Raw genomic sequence first — 23,603 nt, 5'->3', positions numbered from 1 at the left:
GGGGAAGAACAATGGATTTTGAAGAAAAAGTTGTATTAATCACTGGGGCAGCTGGAGGGATTGGTAAAGAAACAGCTCGTTTATTTGCCAAACAAGGTGCGAAACTGTCGTTAGTTGATATGGATGCCCAAGCATTAGAGTTGCTTGTAATGGAACTGGAGTTAGAGGATTATTTGTTACAAACCGCAGATGTGACAAATGAAGAGCAAGTAAAGGATTTTGTTCAACAAACAAAGGTGAAGTATGGAAAAATTGACGTCTTCTTTAATAATGCAGGAATAGAAGGAAAAGTTGCTTCTATTATAGAAACAACTGCGGAAGATTTAGATAAAGTTTTGAATGTCAATATTAAGGGTGTCTTCTATGGTTTAAAACATGTGATGGCTACTATGATGGAGCAAAAGTTTGGAAGCATCATTAACACCTCATCGATTACAGGATTGAAAGGTTCTCCTGGTTTAGCTCCTTACTCAGCTTCTAAACATGCTGTGCTTGGTTTGACTAAAACAGCAGCGATAGAATCAGCAGGAATGGGGATCCGTGTAAATGCGATTTGCCCTGGATATGTTGAAACTAGAATGATGCAGGCCATTGAACAAGGTAGAGGACCAGAACATGTGAATGCAATGAGAGAAAGGGCATTATCGAAAGTACCAATGAATCGATATGCGCAATCGCATGAAATTGCGGAACTTGTTTTGTTTTTAGCCTCAGATAAAGCTTCTTATATTACAGGAAGTCATTATGTTATTGATGGAGGAAATCTATCGTAATATTGAGTGGACAAAGCTGATATAACAGTTAAAGGGTTTTCTTCAAAAGAAGAGAACCCTTTTTATTTATGTAAAGAAACCCGGGAAATCTCCCGGGTTCGATTAGCACTTACAGTTATTCCTCCATGACACACTGCCTCGCTTCCGCTTGGATCTTAAGATTTACCTAAGACAACCGTACTTTAGCTTTATTCAGTATTGATGGTCCTTCCGAGCAAATCAATCAGCCTTACTCATCGGGTTAACCCTCCTAGTCACATTGGATTGGAAGTGAAATCTTTAATAGTATAGGCAGATTCTTTATTTTTATACACATTAATTTTAAAAATTTAACTAATTGATTTTCACTACTATAAATGGAATCAACTGAATTTCATAATTGTTTAAAAATGTAAATTATTATGACGATACAAAAATAGATGGGATTTAAATGTTTTCGAGAAATGGATGAGGTGGGATGTAATGTATATTCAATTAGGAAGTAATAAGTATGTTAGTTCATTAAAAAAGGATGGGTTTAATCGCTTGTCTGATGATTTGTTTTTGGGCATAAATAAAAAGAAAGCCACATATGAAATAAAAAAAGAAAATGGTTATGTACGCCACATAGTCACAAAAGAAGATGGGAAAAAGGTAATTATTAGAGAAGTGAAATTACCAAAAAGTGAAGGGAATAAAGAATCTTCAGGTGATGTAAAAGAGATGATTACACAAAAATTAGCCACTCAACTATTCCAGTCATTAGATGACAGACAGAATCAGCGGAAGTTTTCCAAAACTGGATTAGCAGGTCAAAAAGAAAATCAAATTTCAAAATATACAATGAGTATGTAGTATCAATCAAAAATTTAGCTAATTATTAAAAGGAAGGGCTCAAATAAGAGTGTCTTCCTTTTTCAATCTTTAAGGAAAATAAAAATTCTTAAGAATTCTTAAGGATTTTGACAATGCCATCTTAAGGTTTGAACTATAAATTAGGAGTAACAATTCAAACCAATGCGGAAAATATACATACGGAGGAATTGAATGATGTCGAAAATATTAATTGTTGATGATGATAAAGAAATTAGAAATTTGATTGCGGTATATTTGGAAAATGAAGGTATGGAAACCGAAAAGGCTGAAGATGCGATGGAAGCTTTAAAAATGTTAGAAAAAAGTGCATTTGACCTCATTATTTTAGATATTATGATGCCGAAAATGGATGGAATCCAAGCTTGTATGAAAATTAGAGAAGAACGTAGCATGCCAATCATTATGCTTTCTGCAAAATCAGAGGATATGGACAAAATTCAAGGCCTCGCTGCGGGTGCGGATGATTATTTATCGAAACCATTTAACCCATTAGAATTAATCGCTAGGGTGAAGTCTCAATTAAGAAGATATAAAAAATACAATTCCGAGCCAGTTGTCGACAAAAGTATTTTGGAAATAGGGGATTTAACGGTAAATACAAATACGCGGCAAATCTGGTTGCAAAAGAGAGAAGTTAGATTAACGCCGAAAGAATTTGATATTTTGGAACTGCTTGCTCGAAATAAAGGCATTGTCTTAAGTGTTGCGAAAATTTATGAAGCGGTTTGGAAGGAAGACTTCTTTAAATCGGATAATACAGTGATGGTACACATTACTAAGATTCGAGACAAAATAGAGGAAGAGCCAAAACGTCCCATTTACATTAAAACAATTTGGGGAGTGGGCTATAAAATATGAAGACAATTAAGTTTCGAAATACATTAACCGTAAATCTTCTTTTAATGATTGTCATTAGTTTTTTGGGAACGTATGCTATGATGATCGTTATTTCTAAAATGGATACGTTCATTAACCCAAGTGGCAGTATGTTGAAATTAAGTTTGTTACTAACGTTTTGGTTTTTTATTATAACTTTAACATTCGTTTTAATATTTACATTGCTTGTAAGGAAAAAAATATTGTATTTGAAATACATTTCTGAAACTGTTGAACATATTGCGAATGGAAAACTCGGTCTAACAATTGATATTAAAGGGAAGGACGAACTATCACAGCTAGCTGGAAACATTAATTACATGTCAAAGGAATTAGAAAATAAGTTTATCCATGAAAGACAGCTAGAAAAGGTCAAAAATGAACTGATTACCAATATATCGCATGACTTACGGACGCCATTAACATCCATTATTGGCTATTTGAATTTAATAAAAAGTGGACAATATAATAATGAAAATCAGTTGCAGGAATATTTTGAAACGATTTATTCAAAATCACAAAGACTAAATTACCTAATGGATGAGCTGTTTGAATTTACCCGTCTTTCAAGTCCAGATGCTGTGTTAAATCTCAATAAGGTGGATTTGGCGAGTATAGTACAGCAAATTGTAGGGGAGTATATTCCAATCTTTGAGAAAGAACAATTATCTGTTCAACGATCCATTACAGAGGAAGATATACCTGTTTTAATTGATGTGGAAAAAATGGTGCGTGTGTATGAAAACCTTTTTATGAATGCTATTAAATACAGCTTGAAGCCTTCTGAAATACAAATTACTTTTGACTCAATAGAAAATACCACCCTTTTACAAGTATCAAACAGAGTAGAAAATCCTCCAGAAGCAGATGTGAATAAAATGTTTGAACGTTTTTTTAGGGGAGATGAGGCAAGGGTGGATGCACAAGGGACAGGTCTTGGATTGTCGATTTCTAAAAGAATCATGGAACTCCATAATGGGGATATACGCGCTGAGTATAAGGATGGTTGGATCAGCTTTATTGTAGAGTTACCAATGGATAATGAACAACTTCAGAATTCTTCATGATTTTTAGGTGTAATTCTTAATGTTCTTTTCTTACTATTAATAGGGTGAAAGTATGGAGGAGAATGAAGAAATTGAAAAAGAAAATTATTATAATTGCGATTTGGCTTTTAATTATTTATGTATTAAAAGAGTTGAATTTATTTTCATTTGATATGGATACTTTGAAGGATTTTATCGATGAAAATGAACATTTTGCGTACTACTTGTTTATCGGTTTATGGTTATTGAGACTATTATTTTTTATCCCCGGTACAATGCTTATGATTTTGGGGGGAATTAGCTTCAGTCCAATGGAAGCTTTTATATTATCGACAATAGGCATGGCGTTGAGTACTACCTTAATTTATATTATTTCGATAAGTTTTGCTAGTCAAAGGATGAACAATTATTTGGAGAAGCGACACCCGGAAATGAAAGATTTGTTGGAAACGTACAACTACAAATTTTTAGCACTAGGCATCATTTTTCCGATAGCTCCAGCAGATGTCATTAGTTTTTTATCCGCTTCCGTGGGCATTAAATATGTAACGTATATTTTTACAATATCAATTGCGAGTACACCATTAAGATTGTTATATAGTTTTATTGGGACAAGCTTGGGTGAATCGAAAGTTGGTTTAGTTTTTGGTATCGTATCACTAGTACTTGTATTTATTGCATCCATAAAAATTTGGAACACAGTTAAGAAAAAGCAAAATAAAGGCTACCGAAAATCAGAGGATTCCTGACTTTCGGGCAGCCTTTTCGAATTTTATAGATTATATTCAAAATCAAACATCATTTGAGGGGGTTACAATGATTCTCGCTTCTTCACTGTCTTTTCCAATGCCTAATTTTTAAATCAAGGAAACGACCGTATAATGAACTTCCGATAGCAGAAGCTAGGAATATCATTAATGTAAATAAGCCCAGCTCATTTTATGTTTATGACCGAGTAGTCAAATGAAATTTTAATATTAAATAACTGTAATGTAATAAGAAATTTTCGCTTGTTCATTTGTATAACTATGCATATTTTATGTAATTAATATCGGTGTACATTTATATTTGGATGACTGTAAAAAAATATTGATTTTGACTAATTGGTCATTTATAGTATGAAACATCAGTGCTAGCCAATCAAATAATCACGGTTATTATTGCGGTCCTAAATTAGGGATTAAAGGGTAGAAAAAAACCTTTGTTTAGGTAAAGTAAATAAAAGGAAGCTCATTGAATTCTTTACTCCTAGGTGAACGATTTTTGAGGAGTAAAAATTTTGAACTCTTAAGTGAGTTGTAGAAATGGAGAGGATGTACTTGATAAAGCTAGCAAAATATTTAAAGCCGTTTTTGTTTGGATTAGTAATGGCTATCGTATTATTGTTTGGGCAGGCTTTAAGTGATTTAAGCTTGCCGAACTATATGTCGGATATTGTAAATGTGGGGATACAGCAAAACGGTATTGAACAACCGGCTCCGGACGCTATTAGCGAAGACGGAATGAAATTAATGACGACCTTAATGACAGATAGCGAGAAACAATTTGTAGAAGAAAATTATGAATTGGTATCCAGTACAGACAAAAATGCAAATGGAAAACTAAATAATCGTCTTTATCCTAAGGCAGACACACAGCTTTTTGTGAAAAAGGATGTGGATAAAACGGTTAATGCGGATCTTGGTCGTGCTTTCGGAGCGGCTACGGGGACATTAATAAATATATTGCGGGATAAAGAGGAACAATCTGGTCAAACACATGAAGGGGCCATACCAACGAATGCGCTCAGTATAGACCTTGCACAATTTTATCAATTTCAACGGATGCTTGAGTCACTACCTGAATCGACTGTTGCCGCTGCACATGAAAAAGCGCTCAACAATGAGGCGATGTTGAGTCAAGGTGGCATTATGTTTACTAAGGCTTTTTATGAAGAACTAGGTATAGATATAGGCAGTATGCAAACGTCTTATATTATTAAAATTGGATTGCTAATGCTTGCAATAGCTTTACTCGGTGGGGTGGCCACTGTTTTAGTTAGTTTGTTATCTTCAAGAATTGCAGCCGGTGTTGCTCGTAATTTGCGGAAAGATGTGTTCGAAAAGATTGAGAGTTTTTCAAATAACGAATTCGATAAGTTCTCGACGGCATCTCTTATTACGCGAAGCACGAATGATATTAACCAAATACAACAGCTGCTTATGATGGGAATTCGAATGTTTTGTTATGCACCCATCATGGGAATTGGTGGAGTTATTATGGCGATCAATAAATCGGCTTCTATGAGTTGGATTATCGCGACAGCCTGCATAGCTCTAGTAGGTATGATTGCAGTAATTATGGCTATCGCTATGCCGAAATTTAAAATTATGCAAAAGCTTGTTGATAAACTAAATCTTGTTTCTAGAGAAAATTTAAGCGGTATGATGGTTATCCGCGCGTTTGGTACACAGGAGCATGAGAAAAATCGATTTGGAGAAGCGAATGAAGATTTAACACAAACGAATTTATTTGTAAACCGAATCATGGTGTTTATGATGCCTTCTATGATGCTCATTATGAATGGTGTAACGCTACTTATTGTTTGGGTAGGTGCTCATCAAATTGCAGCCTCAACTATGCAGGTCGGAGATATGATGGCCTTTATGCAATATGCGATGCAAATTATCATGTCCTTCCTGATGCTTTCTATGATGTTTATTCTTGTCCCGCGGGCAGCAGTTTCAGCTGGAAGAATCGTTGAGGTATTGGAAACGGAAGTGTCCATCATTGACCCGGAAAATCCGAAAGCCTTTCATTCGGATACAAAAGGGTTCGTTGAATTTAAACATGTTCATTTTCGCTATAATGGCGCGGAAGAAGATGCGCTAAGAGGTATTACGTTTACAGCGAAACCAGGGCAAACAACTGCAATTATCGGTTCCACTGGCTCAGGAAAAACGACAATTGCTAGCTTAGCACTGCGTTTTTACGATGTAAGTAAAGGGCAAATTTTGATTGATGGTGTAGATGTACGAGAGGTTAAAATTAAGAATTTACGTTCTAAATTTGGCTATGTACCTCAAAAAGGGGTGCTTTTCTCTGGGACGATTGCAACAAATCTTAAATATGGTAAGAAAGATGCATCAACGGCTGAAATTGAAACGGCAGCAAAAGTAGCGCAAGCATTGGAATTTATATCAGAAAAACCTGAAGGCCTTGATTCGGTTATCTCTCAAGGTGGCGCGAATGTTTCTGGTGGGCAAAAACAAAGATTAGCGATTGCAAGGGCATTAGCCAAAAAGCCAGAAATCTTTATTTTCGATGATAGTTTTTCAGCTTTAGACCTAAAAACAGATGCCGCACTGCGCAAAGCTTTAAAAGAACATACGGGTGACAGTACGGTTATCGTAGTAGCACAACGAGTAAGTACGATTAAAAATGCCGAACAAATTATCGTGCTCGATCACGGTGAAATCGTCGGCTGTGGAACGCATAAGGAACTTTTGAAAAATTGCACGCAATATTATGAGATTGCCTCATCGCAATTATCAGAGGAGGAATTAGCGTGAGTGAGGATAACAATAGAACAAATAACAGTCCTAAAAGAGGTCCTATGGGCGGTGGTATGGGACCAGGTGGCATGATGGAAGGGGCAAAGGCTAAAAACTTTAAAGGTTCGCTCGTTAAGCTAATTGGCTATTTGGGAAAGCACTCTCGTATGATTATTCTCGTATGTATACTGGCTATTTTTTCGACAGTGTTTACGATTCTAGGTCCGAAAATTTTAGGAGATGCCATTGATGTTCTTTTCACAGGTGTAATGGACCAAATTGCCGGTACGGGTGGCATAGACTTCAATAAAATAGGGAACATTCTCTTATTGCTTGTCGGGTTATATGGTGTAAGTTCGTTGTTCACTTACCTACAAGGTTATGTCATGTCAGGTGTAACAGCAAAGGTAACGTATAAGCTGCGAAAAGATATAAGCGATAAATTGCACAAATTACCTTTAGGCTATTATGATAAAACATCCCAAGGAGATGTGCTGAGCAGAATTACGAATGACGTGGATACGATTAGTCAAACGTTGAATCAAAGTTTGACGCAAATCATTACTTCAGTCGCTTCAATCATCGGGATATCGATCATGATGCTTTCGATTAGTTGGCAACTTACTTTAGTTGCAATATGCGTTCTTCCTATCTCTATGATTGCGATTATTTTAGTTATGAAAAAATCACAAATACACTTTAAGAACCAGCAGAAGTTTTTAGGAAGTGTCAACGGGCATGTCGAGGAAATGCTCGGTAGTCATATTGTAGTAAAGGCCTTTAGTGGGGAAGAGGATTCTTTAAAAGATTTTGGAGAACATAATGACGCTCTTTACAAATCAGCATGGAAAGCGAACTTTTTATCTGGACTTATGATGCCGATAACGACCTTTATTGGTAACTTGTCTTATGTAGCGATTTGTATTTTAGGCGGTTACTTTGCTGTTAACGGAACGATGACAATCGGTGGAATACAAGCTTTCATTCAGTATGTTCGTTCATTCACACAACCGATTGCCCAAATGGCGAGTATTTCTAATGTGCTTCAGCAAACAGCTGCGGCCGCTGAACGTGTATTTGAGCTTTTGGAAGAACAAGAAGAAGTACAGGAAGAAACGAATGCGCTAGTCGTGAATCCGAAAGGTGCATCTAGTACTGATTCGTCTGTGCATATAGAAGGTTACGTTAACTTTGATCAAGTTTCATTTAGTTATGGTTCTGATAAACCCGTGATTAATCATTTCAGTGCTAAAGTGAAACCGGGTCAGAAAATTGCTATTGTCGGTCCAACCGGTGCAGGAAAGACGACAATTATGAAGCTTTTAATGCGCTTTTATGATGTGAATAGTGGTGCTATTCTAATTGACGGGCATGATATCCGAAAGTTCAAACGTGAAGAACTTCAATCAATGTTTGGAATCGTTCTGCAGGATACATGGTTGTTTAACGGTACGATTGCCGACAATATTCGTTACGGTAAGCTAGATGCCTCGGATGAGGAGGTTATCAATGCTGCGAAGGCCGCGCAGGTGGACCATTTTGTGAGAACATTGCCAGAAGGATACAAGATGGAACTCAATGAAGAAGCAGATAATATATCCCGCGGTCAAAAACAGCTATTGACGATTGCACGAGCGATTTTGGCAGATCCGAAAATATTAATTTTGGATGAAGCAACGAGCAGTGTAGATACCCGCACGGAGACGTTGATTCAAAAAGCAATGGATAATTTGATGAAGGGGCGCACAAGCTTTGTCATCGCCCATCGACTATCGACCGTCCGTAACGCAGATTTGATTTTAGTCATGAGTGACGGTGATATTATTGAGCAGGGGTCACATGAGGAACTTCTAGCTAACGATGGCTTCTATGCGGAGCTTTACAGCAGTCAATTCGAAACATCGATTTAATTATGAATAGGCAGAAGTAACAAGTTTGAAATTATAAACCGAATTTCTAGAGAATACTATAAAAATCCGTTTTCCTGTACGCATGGGAATCGGATTTTTTTGTTTTTCTGTTCAATCTAGTCTCTATTTCCACAAAATTTATAGATAAATATCTGTAAGTTTAATATAGAGTAAAGAGGTATATAAAGGATTAAATTTTAATAAAAAAGTAATTTTTTTTAGAAAATGGGATGTGAGGAATTGACGGGATGGTGATTTTATCAAGTGGAATAGTATTTCAAGAAAATGTTAAAAGTGATTTATTCTTTTTAGATAGTTGTAAACATTGTGATAAAGATGAAATGTTCCACGTGAAAAACTTTATCAGTATAACTTTATCTTACTATTCTGTAAAATATACTTATTAATCTTATAATCTTTTGCTTTTTTACATGCTAATATTTTATAATTAAAGATGTTATTTACAATAAAGGGGGATTTAGATGAAAAAGTTAACAGTTTTTGCAGCACTTATTTTAATGGTTCAATTATTTTTACCATTTTCATTAAATGTTAAGGCAGAAGAAACAGAGGAGTTATTTAATTATTTAGCATTAGGTGATTCACTAGCAGCAGGTATGGATGAAAACGGTGGAATTGGCTATGGCTATGCTGATTATTTAGCACTGTTATTAGCAGGTGATGATGAGGAAGCCGTTGAATTTAATAAAGGCTTCGCATATCCAGGCTATACAACAGAGGATGTTTTAAAGGACATTCAAGCAGATGTAACAAAGCCAATTACTGATTTAACAGGTGTTACGAAAAATACAACAACTATTAAACAAGCGATTAAAGACGCTGACTTTATCACGTTAAGCGTTGGAGCAAACGATGTATTAAAAAATGTAAAGCAAAGCGAAACGGGTCAATTTACATTTGATTTAGCAGGGGTTACAAAAAGTATTCAAGATGTAGCATTGAATTATGAAAAAATATTTGCAGCAATTTATGAACTAAATCCTGAAGTTGATGTTGTTGTTATGGGTCTTTACAATCCATTCCCTTATATTCAAGATGCATCGGTTCAAACGCAATTAAATACATTAGTTTCGACAATGAATAAAGCATTACTAACAGTTGTAGAAAAAAATGACGGTATTTATTCAAATGTTGCGGAGTTAATTGCAGGGAATTTCACAACATATTTACCAAATCCACAAAATATTCATTTAGCTGCAGCAGGTTATAGTGCAGTGGCGGAAATGATGTTGAATGATTTTATTATTGCTGTTTTAGGTGATTACGAAGGTGAATATGATGATTTAATTGAAACACCGGCTATTGAAGCTGGTGACTATTTCACAGATATCGCAGGGCATTGGGGCAATGAATATATCAATTTAGCATATATGGGCGGTTTCATGAATGGCTTTGAAAATGGCACATTCAAACCAAATGCCAATGTGACAAGAGTAGAAGTGTTATCTGTTATTGCACGTGCTTTTGAATTAACGGCGACAAAACCAGCACCATTTAAAGATATTAAAGACTATCCGTTACAAACTCAAAATGAAATTGCAGCTGCGTATGAAGCAGGTCTTGTAAAAGAAAATGGTGGTTCTTTCAATCCAAAAGATAATATTACAAGAGCGCAATTTGCACTGATTTTAACACGTCTTTCAAATAGTCTTGAAGGCGAAGTGTATGTACCAACCGCAAAAGCACCATTCACAGATATTGCAAAATATGATGAAGAAACGCAAAATGCGATTACACTTTTATATGATTTACAGCTTGTACAAGGACAAACAGCAGATAAGTTTAATCCAGCTGGAAGTATGACGAGAGCACAGTTAGCGAAAATTTTAGTTTTGGCATTTTTAAACGGTGAAGAATAAGCATAAATCAATTACGCCTTGGCGAAATTGCGTCCAGATTTTGAATTGTGCGAGTACAATTCAAAATCTGTGACATCCGCCAGGGGTATTATCTTCATTCAGTGGACATTTTGGATGAAGACTAAAACCGCATTCATCTCCTCACATATAGAAGTAGGAGTTTTCTGATGAATGAAGATAAAAGCGAGCGTTCAATGGATGGGGATCCATTGAATGCTCGCTTTCTTAAATTGCAAAAAGGGGATTTTTGCAAGGGGCTATAATGTTAATCTTGCCACTTTAAGCTCTCAAAGAAATGGTAAATCTCTTCAAAAACTAATTCGCGTTCTTTGCCTAATGTTAAAATATGACCCGAATTAACAAATGTTTTGACTGATTTGATGCGAGAGTTAACCGAAGAATAAATTAAATCAGCGCTTTCGCAATAGTAGTCATCATCTTCAAATCCACGTAAAATATGGATAGGTGATTGAATGACATTTAACTTGTCACTTGTTTCGTTAATAAGGCTTTGTAGATTAATTAATGAAGGCATCTCCATAAGCTCAGCAATCTTTGTACGAGTATCAACGGCTTCATCATACGTACCAGATAATTTTTTATAATTAATAGCATAATCAACAATGCGGCTTTGTAAGCTATCCGCTGTTTTGGCTAAAGCTGGTGCAGACATTGAAACAATCGCTTTTGTTGGACGTTCTTCTCCAAGTTTTAATGAGAAAATTCCTCCGAGCGATACACCGGCGACTGCGATTTCTTCATAACCGCGGCTGCGTAATTCATCATAGCCTTCAATTGCACTATTCCACCATTCCATTGGATTGGACTGGATAAGTTGATCTGGCCCACTACCATGCCCTTTGTATAAAGGCGCGTGTACAGTATAATTACGATCTGATAAATATTTTCCTAAACGTTTTACATCATTTGTGTTACCTGTAAATCCGTGAAGTAAAAGAACAGCACGATTCCCTGTTTCAGTTAAAAAAGGTTTCGGCGCGATGAGTTTCATAGTCGATTGGACTCCTTCGTGAAGTTAATTAATTTGTCTTTTTTTTTTGTAGAAAATCTATTGAAATTCAAAAGTAAATTTGTTATGAATTATTGTTGTCAACGACTATTATAGAACTATAAATATATAAGTACAATTTATTATTTTTATCATTTTGATTCCTTTTAGTTATCAATGATGTGAGGTGTAATTTTATGGAGATAGAACAGCTTCGATACTTTAAAACGGTTGCTACGATGCAACATATGACGCGTGCAGCAGAAGTTCTATCGATTTCTCAACCGGCGCTAAGTAAGTCCATTGCAAATATTGAACAACATCTCGGTGTCCCGTTATTTAATCGAGAAGGACGTTCGATTTATTTAAATCGTTTTGGCGAAACTTTTTTGCAAAGTGTGAATGTGATTTTAGATGAATATGAGCGTGTAAAAGAGGAATTTGAAGATATTGTCCGTCCAGGTTCTGGTGAAGTATCGTTCGGTTTTATTCATACATTAGGAACAGAAGTTGTGCCAGAACTCATTGCGGCAACGAGAAAACGCTTCCCTAATATGCTTTTTTCATTAACACAAGCAACGTCATTAAGTTTAATGAAACGTTTGGAAGAGGGAGCAATTGATTTATGTTTATCACAAAAAATTGCTTCGAAAGTGATTGAGATTGAAACAGAGGAATTATTTGCCGAAGAGCTGTTTGTTGTTGTCCCAAATACGCATCCTTTAGCGCATTTAGAAAGCATTACATTAGAAGCGATTAAAGGTGAGCCGTTCATTGCGATTAAAAAAGGAAATTCATTGCGTCAATTAGTAGATGAATTTTTCTTGAAGGAAGGGATTAAACTGAATACAACGTTTGCTGCCGAGGAAATGCATACAGTAGCGGGATTTGTAAGTGCGGGTATGGGCGTTTCACTCATTCCAAACATTAAAGGGTTAGATAATTATAATGTAAAACGTTTAAAGGTAGATCCACCTTGCTATCGTTCAATTGGGGTTTCATGGGCAAAAAATCGATATTTACCGCCCGCAGCGACTGAATTTAAGCAGTATTTAATCGAATATCTTCAAGATAGATAATAATGGAGGTTTGGCATTATGTGGCAGCACAAAGAGCGATTCGAGCGGTTACTACAGGAACATGTAGAGCCACAAACAGCTGAAAGGCTGAAGCAACAATTTCAGCAAGCGCTTAATGGCGATAGTAGCGCAATGGTAGTAGTGGCACGATTTTATAAGGAAGTTGAGTATTTGGAGGGCATGCATGATTGGTTAAAGCATGCGATTGATCAAAATGATGCTGATGGATTTTTTGAATTGGCCAATTGCTATTATTTAGGTATCGGCGTTGAGGAAAGTATACAGCATGCTTTTGACTATTATGAACAGGCAGCACAGCAAAAACATCCAGATGCGATGAATAATTTGGCGGATATGTATTTGAACGGAGAAGGTACGGAAATCGACGAAGAAGCGGCATTCCTATGGTTTTCAAAAGCTGCAAAATGCGATGTAGTAGAAGCGATGTACACACTGGGCATGATGTATGAGCAAGGAATCGGGACGGCAATCGATGATGACAAGGCATTTGCGTATTATGAAATGGCAGCAAAAGGCGGAGATAGCGAAGGGCTTTACCGCGTTGGGATGATTTACTTCAATGGGGAACTAAAGCGGAGTCAAAGTTATGAGCAGGCAATGAAATGGTTTTACCGTGCAGCAGAAGTTTTCCAAGTAGATGCGCTTTATAATATTGCTTATTGCTATGAACAGGCATTGGGTGTGGAGAAGAGTCAACAACAGGCTATTCGTTATTACAAACAAGCGGCTTTATTAGAAGATGTTGCATCCATGTTGAAACTAGCCGAGCTATATGAAAGTGTAAATCCGCAAGAAGCGAAAAAGTGGCGACAAGCAGCGCAACAGGATTAACTATCAAATCAATTACGCTTCGGCGTAATTGTGTCCATATTTTTTGCGAGCTTACTAGGGATGTTAGCCTAAGGTCGTCGCGTCCATGCGACAACGGCTAACTGACCTGCATCACGCAGGCCTCCTAAAAAATCTGCGACATCCGCCGGGGCTTGACTTGCTTCAGCATTCATCCCCCACTTATAGAAGTAGGGGATGAATGCTGAAGCAAGTTAAAAGAAACTTCCTTGATGTGTTTAGATTTTCTAAAGAATAGGAATAATAATTATATAAAAGAATTCGATAAGGAGGGAATCAGCCATGCTATTATTTGCGATTCCACATTTATCTTCTAAGCAAAACGAGAGTCCTATACAAAAAATGAGTAAATATTCGCGAATGCAACAGGAAAATCTAACAATGCTCTGTACGATTGTGGAGTACTTAAAAGGAAATTTACAAGTAGGATTAGACCATCAAGATAAGAAGAAATATGTTGGGCAAATTTCAATGATAAATACGCATCAATCAAAACGGTTTGAAGCAATTGATGCATTGATTAACGAGAATATATTTTTGATGAAAAAAGGGAAAACACAGGATAATACGGTATTACTTTATGGGAAAGAGGTTCGAAAACTTGAAGCCGGTTTGCGCACATTAAAATTATTCGTTCGTGATACGATTGAGATGTTAAGTGAGGACAAGGTAGAGGGAAATCGAAGTGAAGACAGAATACGTTATTTCGAAATAAGGTCGCCATCTTTGGAAAGTGAAATTTCTATATTAAGGAATCGATTATCACAGATTTAAAGCGATGCATTCGTTGAGGAAAATATCTTTTTTTGAATATAACTTGGCTATATGAAGCGAGCTTTATTTAAGTAATGGGAATCCAAATAAAAATAAGTACCCTCCATTGGAAACTTATTTAATATAGGTAGGAATAATAGGTTAATAATTAGCATATATATATATGACGGTATGCGCATTTTCTATAAATAGCCTACCATCAACATTTACAAATTTTACATTGAATTCTATAGTTTGTATAATTTCATTTTCCGGGAAATGAAATAAATACATTCTATTCAAAAATCATTAGGTACAATGAAAGCGAAATCTCTCTGTTTACAAACTTGTTTTTGGTGATATGTAATACTAAATTACTAAAAATAGCGCTAGGGAAATAGCGGGCATATTTTTTTAGTCGTTATTGTTTATATGAATCACTGCTTTGCTTCTTTATAATGTTGTTAACTAGTATAATTATTATAGATAAGTAAATAGTTTGTATTGAATATGTAAATTGATATATCGAAAACTTTAGGGGTACTTAAATAAACTATAGACGTCATTTATATCATTCCGAAATACAATATTAGAATAGGCGAGGGTAAGTTAATGTTTTTTAAAAAAAAGGATGCTATTCCAAATGCGATGATAAATGATGTAGCTGTTAAGTTAGAGTATATAGGCAATTTAAAGGTAAGCAAACAGATTCAAATGCTTAATTTAACAGAGGAAGATTTGAAGTATTTGAAAGTCTTTAAACCACAAGTGGATAATAATATTGAGTTGGTCGTTGATGCATTCTATCAAAACTTAGGAATGGAATCTAGTTTGACGAAAATTATTAGCGATCATAGCTCCGTAGAACGCTTAAAATTAACATTGAAAAAGCATATTAGCGAAATGTTTGAAGGAATTATTGATGATGAATATTTTGCGAAACGCATTAAAATTGCGCAAGTACATGTTCATATTGGCTTAAAAACAAAATGGTATATTGGTGCTTTCCAAAGTTTATTTATTGTTTTTATTCAATTAGTGAAGGAAAACATTGTGAATGATGAGCAGCGCTTTAAAACAATCGAAGCAATTTCGAAAATATTAAACTTTGAGCAACAAATTGTTTTAGAAGAATTTGAGGCAGTACTGGACCGAATGAAAGGCCAATTAGCAGAAGAAAAACGCCACATTGGTAATTCTATTATTAAATCATCGTCGAATTTAGCAGCGATTTCTGAGGAAACAAATGCAGCATTCCAACAGCTGACAGCGCAATCACAGGTGATGACTTCCTATGCGAAAAAAGCCATTGATATTTCGAATATGGCGAATAAACAAGCAAGAAATGGAAAGAGCCAATTACATCGCCAAGTTGATTGTATGAATGATATTCATCATTCAGTTGGTTCGATTTCTGAAGAGATTGATAAGCTAGTCGAAATTTCAAAAGAAATGGAAGCTACAATGGGCATTGTAACAAATATTGCGAACCAAACAAATTTATTGGCGCTAAATGCTGCAATTGAAGCGGCACGAGCTGGAGAAGCGGGTAAAGGCTTTGGTGTTGTAGCGGGTGAAGTGCGAAAGCTATCTGAACAAACGAAAGAGTCGGCTGTCAATGTAGGCGAATTATTAAAAAATACGAATGATCGCACGATGAAATTGCTTGAATCATTGGAGCAAATTCAGAAAGCCGTTCAAACAGGCGAAGAAAATATGGGCGGAACCGAAGAACAATTCTCTCTTATCGTGGAGGCTATGGATGAAACGAAAGCACAAAATAACCTAGTCGAACATGAGGTAGAACAGATTTGTGATATCATATCGGAACTTGGTCGAGCATTTGATGAGGTAACAGATTCAGCTGATGCGTTAGCGATAATTTCAAATGGACTAGAAAAATAATGTACTTAATAAACCCAGGTCATTTTGATTCCCTTTAAAATGGCCTTTTTCGTGCGAATTTTGTAATACACAGTTTGCCTATTTTGAAAGAAAACCGTTTATACTGAATGAGAGTATAGCTTGTACGGGAATGGGAGCGAATATGATGAAAACAGTGATAGTTGTAGGTGGCGGAATTACAGGACTTTGCACGATGCATTATTTGAAAAGACAAATGGCTGAGAAAAAAGTGGAAGCGCGACTTATTTTAATAGAAAAGAATGCGTATTTAGGTGGGAAAATTCATTCGGAATATGAAGCAGATTTTATTATGGAAACGGGCGCGGACTCCATTGTTGCGCGTCATCCTGGCGTGTTAGAACTTGTGCGTGAATTGGATTTTGAATCGGAACTCATATATAACGAGACGGGCATTTCCTATATTCATACAAATAATGAGCTGCATGCGATTCCAGCGGGCTCAACATTCGGTATTCCGATGAGTGTTGATTCACTGATGGCGAGTACGCTCATTTCTGATGAGGGAAAGAAACGTGCTTTGCAAGATTTCGAAATACCGAATACGAATTTTACGAAGGACAGCTCTATAGGGGAATTTTTAGAGTTTTTCTTAGGGAAAGAAATTGTACATAATCAGATTGCCCCCGTATTATCAGGCGTTTATTCAGGGGATCTGTACCAATTAAGTTTAGCAGCGACCCTCCCTTATTTAGTTGATTATAAAAATGACTTTGGTTCAATTATTAAAGGATTTGAAGAAAATCGGGAGCAGTTTGAGAAGGCGGCCAATAAAAAGTTTATATCTTTTAAAAACGGCTTGTCTGCGGTAATTAATAGACTGGAAGAAATGATGCCTGATGTGGAATTTATAAAAAATGCCACGACAGAAAGTGTTCGAAAAGTAGGGACGCACTATGAGGTAGTTGTGAACGGAGAAAGGATAGAAGCAAACGTTGTTGTGCTTGCCGTTCCAAATGACACCGTGCGTAAAGTGTTAGCGGATGCATCATTAGATAAAAACTTAGCGCTGTTTTCAACGGCATCTGTCCTTACATTATATGTAGGTTTTGATGTACCAGATGATGTATTACCGGCTGATGGCACGGGTTTTATCGTTTCACATCACAGTGATTTAATATGTAATGCATCTACTTGGACGAGCCGGAAATGGAAGCATACGTCGGGACAAGGGAATCTACTCGTACGCTTATTTTATAAAAATAGTAACCCACGCTATGAAGAGTTAGCCGCAATGTCTGATGAGGAGCTAACAGCGGTCGCACGGGAGGATATTCGTTTAAGTCTTGGCATTGAAGCTCAGCCAAAAATAGTGAATGTGACAAAGTGGATTGATCAAATGCCGCGCTATGATTTAGCACATAAAGATGCGCTTCATGTTATTGTAGAGGATTTAAAGATTCATTATCCAAACGTAATACTTGCCGGATGTTCGTATTTTGGAGTGGGCATTGGTGCATGTATTCAAAACGGAAAGACGACTGCACAGCAAATAATCAATGCAATTGTGTAAAGTTATGCTTGAATATGCTAACAGGTATTGACGTTTTTTTCATATAACGTTATGATTCTGTTATTATTGTTATTGTTCAAAAAATTCATAATTATATCTTATCGAGAGAAGTTGAGGGACTGGCCCTATGAAACTTCAGCAACCAACGAATGTCAGGTGCTAAATCCAGCAGGCAAATGCCAGAAGATGAGAGGGACCTAAAATTACAATGTGTAATGCCTTCTTTTGTTTTTGAAAGAAGGCTTTTTTATATCAATAAATGACTGAAAATACTGTGAATATTGGAGTGAATACAATGGGTTTATTAGAGGATTTAAAAACAAATGTATTAACAGCTGACGGCGCAATTGGCACATTATTATATTCTTACGGTTTAGATTATTGTCATGAAGAAATGAATATTGTACGACCAGAAATTATTGAAAAAATACATGGTGAGTATATTGCAGCGGGCGCGGACATTATTCAAACGAATACATATGGGGCAAACGCAATTAAGCTTGCTCGCTACGGTTATGAAAAGCGCGTGCAAGAATTCAATGAAGCGGCAATTCAAATTGCTAAGCGAGCAGCTGCTCCAGGTGGGCAATATGTGTTAGCAACAATCGGAGGCATTCGCGGCGTTCGAAAAAATGATGTGACATTAGCAGAAATATTAAATGCGTTTGAGGAACAGGCAGAAGTACTTCTTGCAGGGCAACCAGATGGCTTTTTACTCGAAACCTATTATGATTTTGAGGAATTAACACATTGTGTTCATTTATTGCGCACATTAACGGATTTACCGATTATTGCGCAAGTGACGATGCAGGAGCCAGGTATTTTGCAAAATGGATTGTCATTAAATGCGGCTTTAACGGAGCTTGTTTCTTTAGGTGCGGATATTGTCGGCAGTAACTGTCGCTTAGGACCATTCCATACAATTCAAGCATTTGAAGGTGTAGCACTTCCGGAAAATGCGTTTTTATCTGCATCTCCTAACGCTTCATTATTAGATGTGGAAGACGGGCGTGTTGTTTATGAGTCAGAGGCAGATTATTTTGCACGTGCTGCTGTTGAATTAGTTGGCCAAGGTGTTCGTTTAATTGGTGGCTGCTGTGGGACGACACCAAAGCATATTGCGGCAGTAAAAAGCCGTTTAGCGCATATAAAACCAATTACTGAAAAACAAGTGAAGCAAGGCCGTACAGAGTTTGTGCGTGTCCCGGAACCACGTCAGCAAGAGCCACTACATGTAAAGGCAAAGCGCGAACGTTCAGTTATTGTAGAGCTAGATACACCACGCCATTTAGAAATTGATGGCTTTGTGGAAGGGGCAAAAAAATTATACAACGCAGGTGCGGATGTCATTATGATGGCGGATAATTCCCTTGCCTCTCCGCGTATAAGTAATATTGCAATGGCGGCTATTTTGAAACAGCACGGTATTCGTACATTGCCACATTTAACTTGCCGTGACCGTAATTTAATCGGTTTGCAGTCACATTTAATGGGTTTAGATGCATTAGAGCTGCATGATCTGTTAGTGGTGACGGGTGACCCGACAAAAGTGGGCGACTTCCCTGGGGCAACGAGTGTCTATGATGTGTCATCTATGGAGTTAATTTCATTAGTGAAACAATTAAATGAAGGTGTTTCTTTCACAGGGAAAACATTGCGTAAGCAGGCGAATTTCTCGGTAGCAGGGGCGTTCAATCCGAATGTGCGTGTAGTAGAACGTGCGGTTGCTCGTTTAGAAAAGAAAATTGAACATGGTGCGGATTATTTCATATCGCAGCCAGTGTATACAAAAGAGAAGATTAAAGAAATTTATGAGGCGACAAAGCATTTAGAGACGCCGATATACATTGGGATTATGCCTTTAACATCATTTAGAAGTGCGGAATTCCTACACCATGAAGTACCAGGGATTAAGTTGTCAGAGGAAGTACTTGCGCGTATGGAAGCTTGCGGTGAGGACAAAGAAGCGGCAACGAAAGAGGGCATTGCAATTGCGAAAGAGCTTTTAGAAACAGCTTGTCAGTATTTTAATGGAATTTATTTAATTACACCATTCTTACGCTACGATATGACGTTAGAATTAATCGATTATATCAAAGCTTTCGACGTGAAATATAAAGGAGCTCATACAAATGCTTAATCATCCAATCCAAGAACAACTACGAAAACGAATATTAATAATAGATGGTGCGATGGGGACAATGCTTCAAAATGAAAATTTGACCTATGAAGATTTCGGCGGTGAGGATTTAGATGGCTGCAATGAAAATCTGATTTTAACGCGACCAGATGTACTAGGGAAAATTCACCGTGCGTATTTAGAAGCCGGTTCAGATATCATTTGTACAAATACATTTGGTGCGACACCACTTGTATTAAATGAATACGACCTTGGGCATAAGGCGGTAGAAATTAATAAACGCGCGGTGGAAATTGCACTAGAGGCGTCACGTGAATTTTCGACACCAGAATGGCCACGTTTTGTTGCAGGGGCGATCGGGCCTACGACAAAAACATTGTCTGTAACAGGTGGGATTACATTTGAAGAGTTAGAAGAAAATTTCTATGTACAAGCCAAAGCATTGATTGAAGCTGGCTCAGATTTACTATTACTTGAAACCTCTCAAGATATGCTCAATGTAAAGGCGGGTACAATTGCCGTGCGTCGTGCATTTGATGAATTAGGAATCGAGCTGCCTGTGATGATTTCAGGAACAATCGAGCCAATGGGAACAACACTTGCAGGGCAATCGATTGAGGCTTTTTATATTTCAATTGAGCATATTCAACCACTATCTGTAGGCTTAAACTGTGCGACAGGACCGGAATTCATGACGGATCATATTCGTTCATTAGCGGAGTTATCAAAGGGCTATATTAGCTGTTACCCGAATGCTGGCTTACCAGATGAAGAAGGGTGCTATCACGAAACACCTGAATCGTTATCGAAAAAACTACAAGGATTCGCAGAAAAAGGTTGGCTTAATATTGTCGGTGGTTGTTGTGGTACGACACCTGCACATATCGCAGCAATCCGTGAAGCGGTGGCAGGCTTTGAACCGCGCAAACCTGGGGAGAAAACACATACGCATTCCATTTCAGGAATTGAACCGTTGCAATATGATGAATCGATGCGTCCATTATTTATGGGAGAACGTACGAACGTAATCGGCTCACGTAAATTTAAAAATTTAATTGTTGAAGGTAAATTTGAGGAAGCGGCAGAAGTTGCACGTGCCCAAGTAAAAAATGGTGCGCATGTCATTGATATTTGTCTTGCCAATCCGGACCGTGATGAAGTAGAGGATATGAAAAACTTCATGCAGGAAGTTGTCAAAAAGGTAAAAGTGCCTATAGTCATTGACTCGACGGATGAAAAGGTAATGGAAGTTGCATTAAAGTTTTCACAAGGGAAAGCGATCATTAACTCGATTAACTTAGAAGATGGCGAGGAACGTTTTGATGCGGTAATGCCACTTGTGAAAAAATACGGGGCAGCGCTAGTAGTTGGGACAATCGACGAAACAGGAATGGCCATTACGCGTGAGCAAAAACTAGCGGTGGCAGAGCGTTCATATAAATTACTGACGGAAAAGTGGGGAATGGCACCAGAAGATATTATTTTTGACCCATTAATGTTCCCAGTTGGTACAGGGGACGAGCAATATATTGGCGCGGCAGAAGAAACAATTGAAGGCATTCGTTTAATTAAAGAAAAGCTTCCACATTGCTTAACTGTTCTTGGTGTTAGTAATGTATCATTCGGTCTACCCCCAGTAGGTCGCGAAGTGTTAAATGCAGTGTATTTATACCACTGTACGCAAGCAGGACTTGACTATGCGATTGTGAATACTGAAAAATTAGAGCGCTATGCTTCGATTCCAGAAGAGGAAATTAAACTTGCGAATGATTTAATTTTTAATACAAATGATGAAACATTAGCGGTATTTACAGATTTCTATCGTGGTAAAAAGAAAGAAACTGCTGTGAAAGTACTTCCTGCAACAGTGGAAGAGCGCCTTGCGTATTATATTTTAGAAGGTACGAAGGAAGGCTTAATTGATGATTTAAATTTAGCGCGTGAAAAGTTTGAGACACCGTTAGATATTATTAATGGTCCACTGATGGAAGGAATGGCTGAAGTAGGTCGTCTATTTAATGCGAATCAGCTCATTGTTGCGGAAGTGTTGCAAAGTGCGGGTGTCATGAAAGCAGCCGTTGCCCATTTAGAGCAGTTCATGGAAAAAGGCGATTCGAGCGCAAGTAAAGGTACACTCGTACTGGCGACAGTAAAAGGTGACGTACATGATATCGGTAAAAACTTGGTCGATATTATTTTAAGTAATAATGGTTTCCGTGTTATTGATTTAGGAATTAAAGTAACACCAGCACAGTTAATTGAAGCAATCCGTAAAGAAAAACCAGACTTTGTAGGACTTTCAGGATTGCTTGTAAAATCAGCACAGCAAATGGTCATTACCGCGCAAGATTTCAAGGAAGCGGGCATTGATATTCCGATTTTAGTTGGGGGCGCTGCTTTATCACGTCGTTTTACAGAGACAAAAATTTCTGAGCAGTATGATGGACCTGTCATTTATTCGAAAGATGCGATGCAAGGTTTAGATCAGGCGAATCGTTTAATGAATGCAGAACAACGTGAGGAGCTTGTTGCAGAGCTTAAAGATGCGCGTGAAAAACGAATCGAATCAGATGCAAAGCGTGCAGCTCGACCAGTTGCGGTACTAGAAAAACCAGTTCGTACGGTTGGAGATGCCGATGTTTTCCTACCAGGTGATTTAGTACGTCGTGTGAAGCGTAATTACTCGGTAGCGCATTTACAACCTTATGTGAATATGCGTACATTAATTGGCCATCATTTAGGGCTAAAAGGCAATTTAGAACAAATGTTAGCGGAACAGGACGAACGTGCGGTGCTATTAACTACACTCGTTAATGAATATTTAAGTAGCGATTTATTAACACCTTCTGGCATGTATCAATTTTTCCCTGCACAATCAGATGGTGATGATGTCGTTGTATATAGTCCAGAAGATCAAAAGACGGAAATTAAGCGATTTACATTCCCTCGTCAGCAAGTGAAGCCGTTTTTATGCTTGGCAGATTTCTTGAAGCCAGTAGATAGCGGGGAAATGGATTATATCGCGTTAATGGTTGTAACAGCAGGTCATGGAGTAAGTGACTTAGCAAGAACGCTCAAAGAGGAAGGTAAGTTTTTAGAGAGCCATGCACTACAGGCGACGGCACTGGAGCTTGCGGAAGGGTTTGCGGAGCGTATTCACCAGGAAATTCGCGATCAGTGGGGCTTCCCAGATGCAACGGACTTCACAATGCGCGACCGTTTTGCGGCGAAATACCAAGGACAAAGGTTCAGCTTCGGCTATCCAGCTTGTCCAAATTTAGAAGATCAAGAAAAATTATTTGCATTATTGAAGCCCGAAGATATTGGCGTACAGCTGACAGAAGGCTTTATGATGGAACCAGAAGCAAGTGTATCTGCAATCGTATTTGCACATCCAGATGCACGTTATTTCAATGTTTAAAAAGATGCCCTAAACAACATCG

16 protein-coding genes and 1 riboswitch are annotated in these 23,603 nt (G+C 37.4%); of the genes, 15 read left to right on the top strand and 1 reads right to left on the bottom strand.

The window, feature by feature from the left end; translation table 11 throughout:
* Positions 1-11: 11 nt before the first annotated feature.
* From ACQKIH_RS17080 to ACQKIH_RS17045, 8 genes are all read left to right on the top strand, one after another.
* Positions 12-773, top strand: a complete 762-nt coding sequence (locus ACQKIH_RS17080) for an SDR family NAD(P)-dependent oxidoreductase (protein ID WP_427768008.1) — start codon at positions 12-14, stop codon at positions 771-773.
* A 462-nt stretch (positions 774-1,235) separates the two neighbouring features.
* On the top strand, positions 1,236-1,607 hold the full coding sequence (locus ACQKIH_RS17075) for a hypothetical protein (RefSeq protein WP_057988871.1): 372 nt from the start codon (positions 1,236-1,238) through the stop codon (positions 1,605-1,607).
* 192 nt (positions 1,608-1,799) lie between these two features.
* Positions 1,800-2,486, top strand: a complete 687-nt coding sequence (locus ACQKIH_RS17070; RefSeq protein ID WP_427768007.1) for a response regulator transcription factor — start codon at positions 1,800-1,802, stop codon at positions 2,484-2,486.
* A complete protein-coding gene (locus ACQKIH_RS17065; RefSeq protein WP_486387654.1) occupies positions 2,483-3,571 on the top strand; it encodes a HAMP domain-containing sensor histidine kinase in 1,089 nt (362 codons plus the stop codon). Before ACQKIH_RS17070 ends, ACQKIH_RS17065 begins: the two co-directional genes overlap by 4 nt.
* A 71-nt stretch (positions 3,572-3,642) precedes the next feature.
* The gene (locus ACQKIH_RS17060; protein WP_427768006.1) at positions 3,643-4,299 is read left to right on the top strand and encodes a TVP38/TMEM64 family protein; all 657 of its coding nucleotides are present in this window, start codon (positions 3,643-3,645) and stop codon (positions 4,297-4,299) included.
* 570 nt (positions 4,300-4,869) lie between these two features.
* On the top strand, positions 4,870-7,101 hold the full coding sequence (locus ACQKIH_RS17055; RefSeq protein WP_427768005.1) for an ABC transporter ATP-binding protein: 2,232 nt from the start codon (positions 4,870-4,872) through the stop codon (positions 7,099-7,101).
* The gene (locus ACQKIH_RS17050) at positions 7,092-8,993 is read left to right on the top strand and encodes an ABC transporter ATP-binding protein (protein ID WP_427768033.1); all 1,902 of its coding nucleotides are present in this window, start codon (positions 7,092-7,094) and stop codon (positions 8,991-8,993) included. The genes ACQKIH_RS17055 and ACQKIH_RS17050 overlap by 10 nt, the downstream gene beginning before the upstream one ends.
* A 482-nt stretch (positions 8,994-9,475) precedes the next feature.
* Positions 9,476-10,873 carry an S-layer homology domain-containing protein gene (locus ACQKIH_RS17045; protein WP_427768004.1) on the top strand — a complete coding sequence of 466 codons (1,398 nt, stop codon included), beginning with the start codon at positions 9,476-9,478 and terminating at the stop codon, positions 10,871-10,873.
* A 265-nt stretch (positions 10,874-11,138) separates the two neighbouring features.
* On the opposite strand, the gene ACQKIH_RS17040 is transcribed toward ACQKIH_RS17045, so the two are convergent.
* Positions 11,139-11,885 carry an alpha/beta hydrolase gene (locus ACQKIH_RS17040; protein WP_057988884.1) on the bottom strand — a complete coding sequence of 249 codons (747 nt, stop codon included), beginning with the start codon at positions 11,883-11,885 and terminating at the stop codon, positions 11,139-11,141.
* 194 nt (positions 11,886-12,079) lie between these two features.
* Here ACQKIH_RS17040 and ACQKIH_RS17035 point away from each other — a divergent pair, with 194 nt between their 5' ends.
* The 7 genes from ACQKIH_RS17035 to metH all read left to right on the top strand — a co-directional run bounded on the left by ACQKIH_RS17035 (position 12,080) and on the right by metH (position 23,581).
* Positions 12,080-12,961 carry a LysR family transcriptional regulator gene (locus ACQKIH_RS17035; RefSeq protein ID WP_057988886.1) on the top strand — a complete coding sequence of 294 codons (882 nt, stop codon included), beginning with the start codon at positions 12,080-12,082 and terminating at the stop codon, positions 12,959-12,961.
* Between the two features lie 18 nt (positions 12,962-12,979).
* A complete protein-coding gene (locus ACQKIH_RS17030; protein ID WP_427768003.1) occupies positions 12,980-13,813 on the top strand; it encodes a tetratricopeptide repeat protein in 834 nt (277 codons plus the stop codon).
* Between the two features lie 300 nt (positions 13,814-14,113).
* Positions 14,114-14,605 (top strand): chemotaxis protein, encoded by a 492-nt coding sequence (locus ACQKIH_RS17025; RefSeq protein ID WP_427768002.1) that lies wholly within the window; start codon positions 14,114-14,116, stop codon positions 14,603-14,605.
* 591 nt (positions 14,606-15,196) lie between these two features.
* Complete coding sequence (locus tag ACQKIH_RS17020) at positions 15,197-16,489, top strand: protoglobin domain-containing protein (protein WP_427768001.1); 1,293 nt, start codon at positions 15,197-15,199, stop codon at positions 16,487-16,489.
* A gap of 145 nt (positions 16,490-16,634) precedes the next feature.
* Positions 16,635-18,020: a protoporphyrinogen oxidase gene (gene hemG / locus ACQKIH_RS17015; protein ID WP_427768000.1), complete on the top strand. Its 1,386-nt coding sequence runs from the start codon at positions 16,635-16,637 to the stop codon at positions 18,018-18,020.
* Between the two features lie 95 nt (positions 18,021-18,115).
* Positions 18,116-18,213: riboswitch (SAM riboswitch) on the top strand.
* A gap of 102 nt (positions 18,214-18,315) precedes the next feature.
* On the top strand, positions 18,316-20,160 hold the full coding sequence (locus ACQKIH_RS17010) for a bifunctional homocysteine S-methyltransferase/methylenetetrahydrofolate reductase (protein ID WP_057988896.1): 1,845 nt from the start codon (positions 18,316-18,318) through the stop codon (positions 20,158-20,160).
* The gene (gene metH / locus ACQKIH_RS17005) at positions 20,153-23,581 is read left to right on the top strand and encodes a methionine synthase (RefSeq protein WP_427767999.1); all 3,429 of its coding nucleotides are present in this window, start codon (positions 20,153-20,155) and stop codon (positions 23,579-23,581) included. Before ACQKIH_RS17010 ends, metH begins: the two co-directional genes overlap by 8 nt.
* Positions 23,582-23,603: the final 22 nt, after the last annotated feature.

This window comes from Solibacillus cecembensis, from assembly GCF_050272495.1.
GTDB classification, from domain to species: Bacteria; Bacillota; Bacilli; order Bacillales_A; family Planococcaceae; genus Solibacillus; species Solibacillus cecembensis.
This window is presented reverse-complemented; position numbering and strand designations above follow the sequence as displayed.

Excerpts from the sequence above, each read along its gene's own strand:
- hemG (WP_427768000.1), top strand. The coding sequence starts at position 16,635 with ATGAAAACAGTGATAGTTGTAGGTGGCGGAATTACAGGACTTTGCACG.
- ACQKIH_RS17020 (WP_427768001.1), top strand. The coding sequence starts at position 15,197 with ATGTTTTTTAAAAAAAAGGATGCTATTCCAAATGCGATGATAAATGAT.
- ACQKIH_RS17040 (WP_057988884.1), bottom strand. The coding sequence starts at position 11,885 with ATGAAACTCATCGCGCCGAAACCTTTTTTAACTGAAACAGGGAATCGT.
- ACQKIH_RS17075 (WP_057988871.1), top strand. The coding sequence starts at position 1,236 with ATGTATATTCAATTAGGAAGTAATAAGTATGTTAGTTCATTAAAAAAG.
- ACQKIH_RS17035 (WP_057988886.1), top strand. The coding sequence starts at position 12,080 with ATGGAGATAGAACAGCTTCGATACTTTAAAACGGTTGCTACGATGCAA.
- ACQKIH_RS17030 (WP_427768003.1), top strand. The coding sequence starts at position 12,980 with ATGTGGCAGCACAAAGAGCGATTCGAGCGGTTACTACAGGAACATGTA.
- ACQKIH_RS17080 (WP_427768008.1), top strand. The coding sequence starts at position 12 with ATGGATTTTGAAGAAAAAGTTGTATTAATCACTGGGGCAGCTGGAGGG.
- ACQKIH_RS17025 (WP_427768002.1), top strand. The coding sequence starts at position 14,114 with ATGCTATTATTTGCGATTCCACATTTATCTTCTAAGCAAAACGAGAGT.
- metH (WP_427767999.1), top strand. The coding sequence starts at position 20,153 with ATGCTTAATCATCCAATCCAAGAACAACTACGAAAACGAATATTAATA.
- ACQKIH_RS17045 (WP_427768004.1), top strand. The coding sequence starts at position 9,476 with ATGAAAAAGTTAACAGTTTTTGCAGCACTTATTTTAATGGTTCAATTA.
- ACQKIH_RS17070 (WP_427768007.1), top strand. The coding sequence starts at position 1,800 with ATGATGTCGAAAATATTAATTGTTGATGATGATAAAGAAATTAGAAAT.
- ACQKIH_RS17065 (WP_486387654.1), top strand. The coding sequence starts at position 2,483 with ATGAAGACAATTAAGTTTCGAAATACATTAACCGTAAATCTTCTTTTA.
- ACQKIH_RS17010 (WP_057988896.1), top strand. The coding sequence starts at position 18,316 with ATGGGTTTATTAGAGGATTTAAAAACAAATGTATTAACAGCTGACGGC.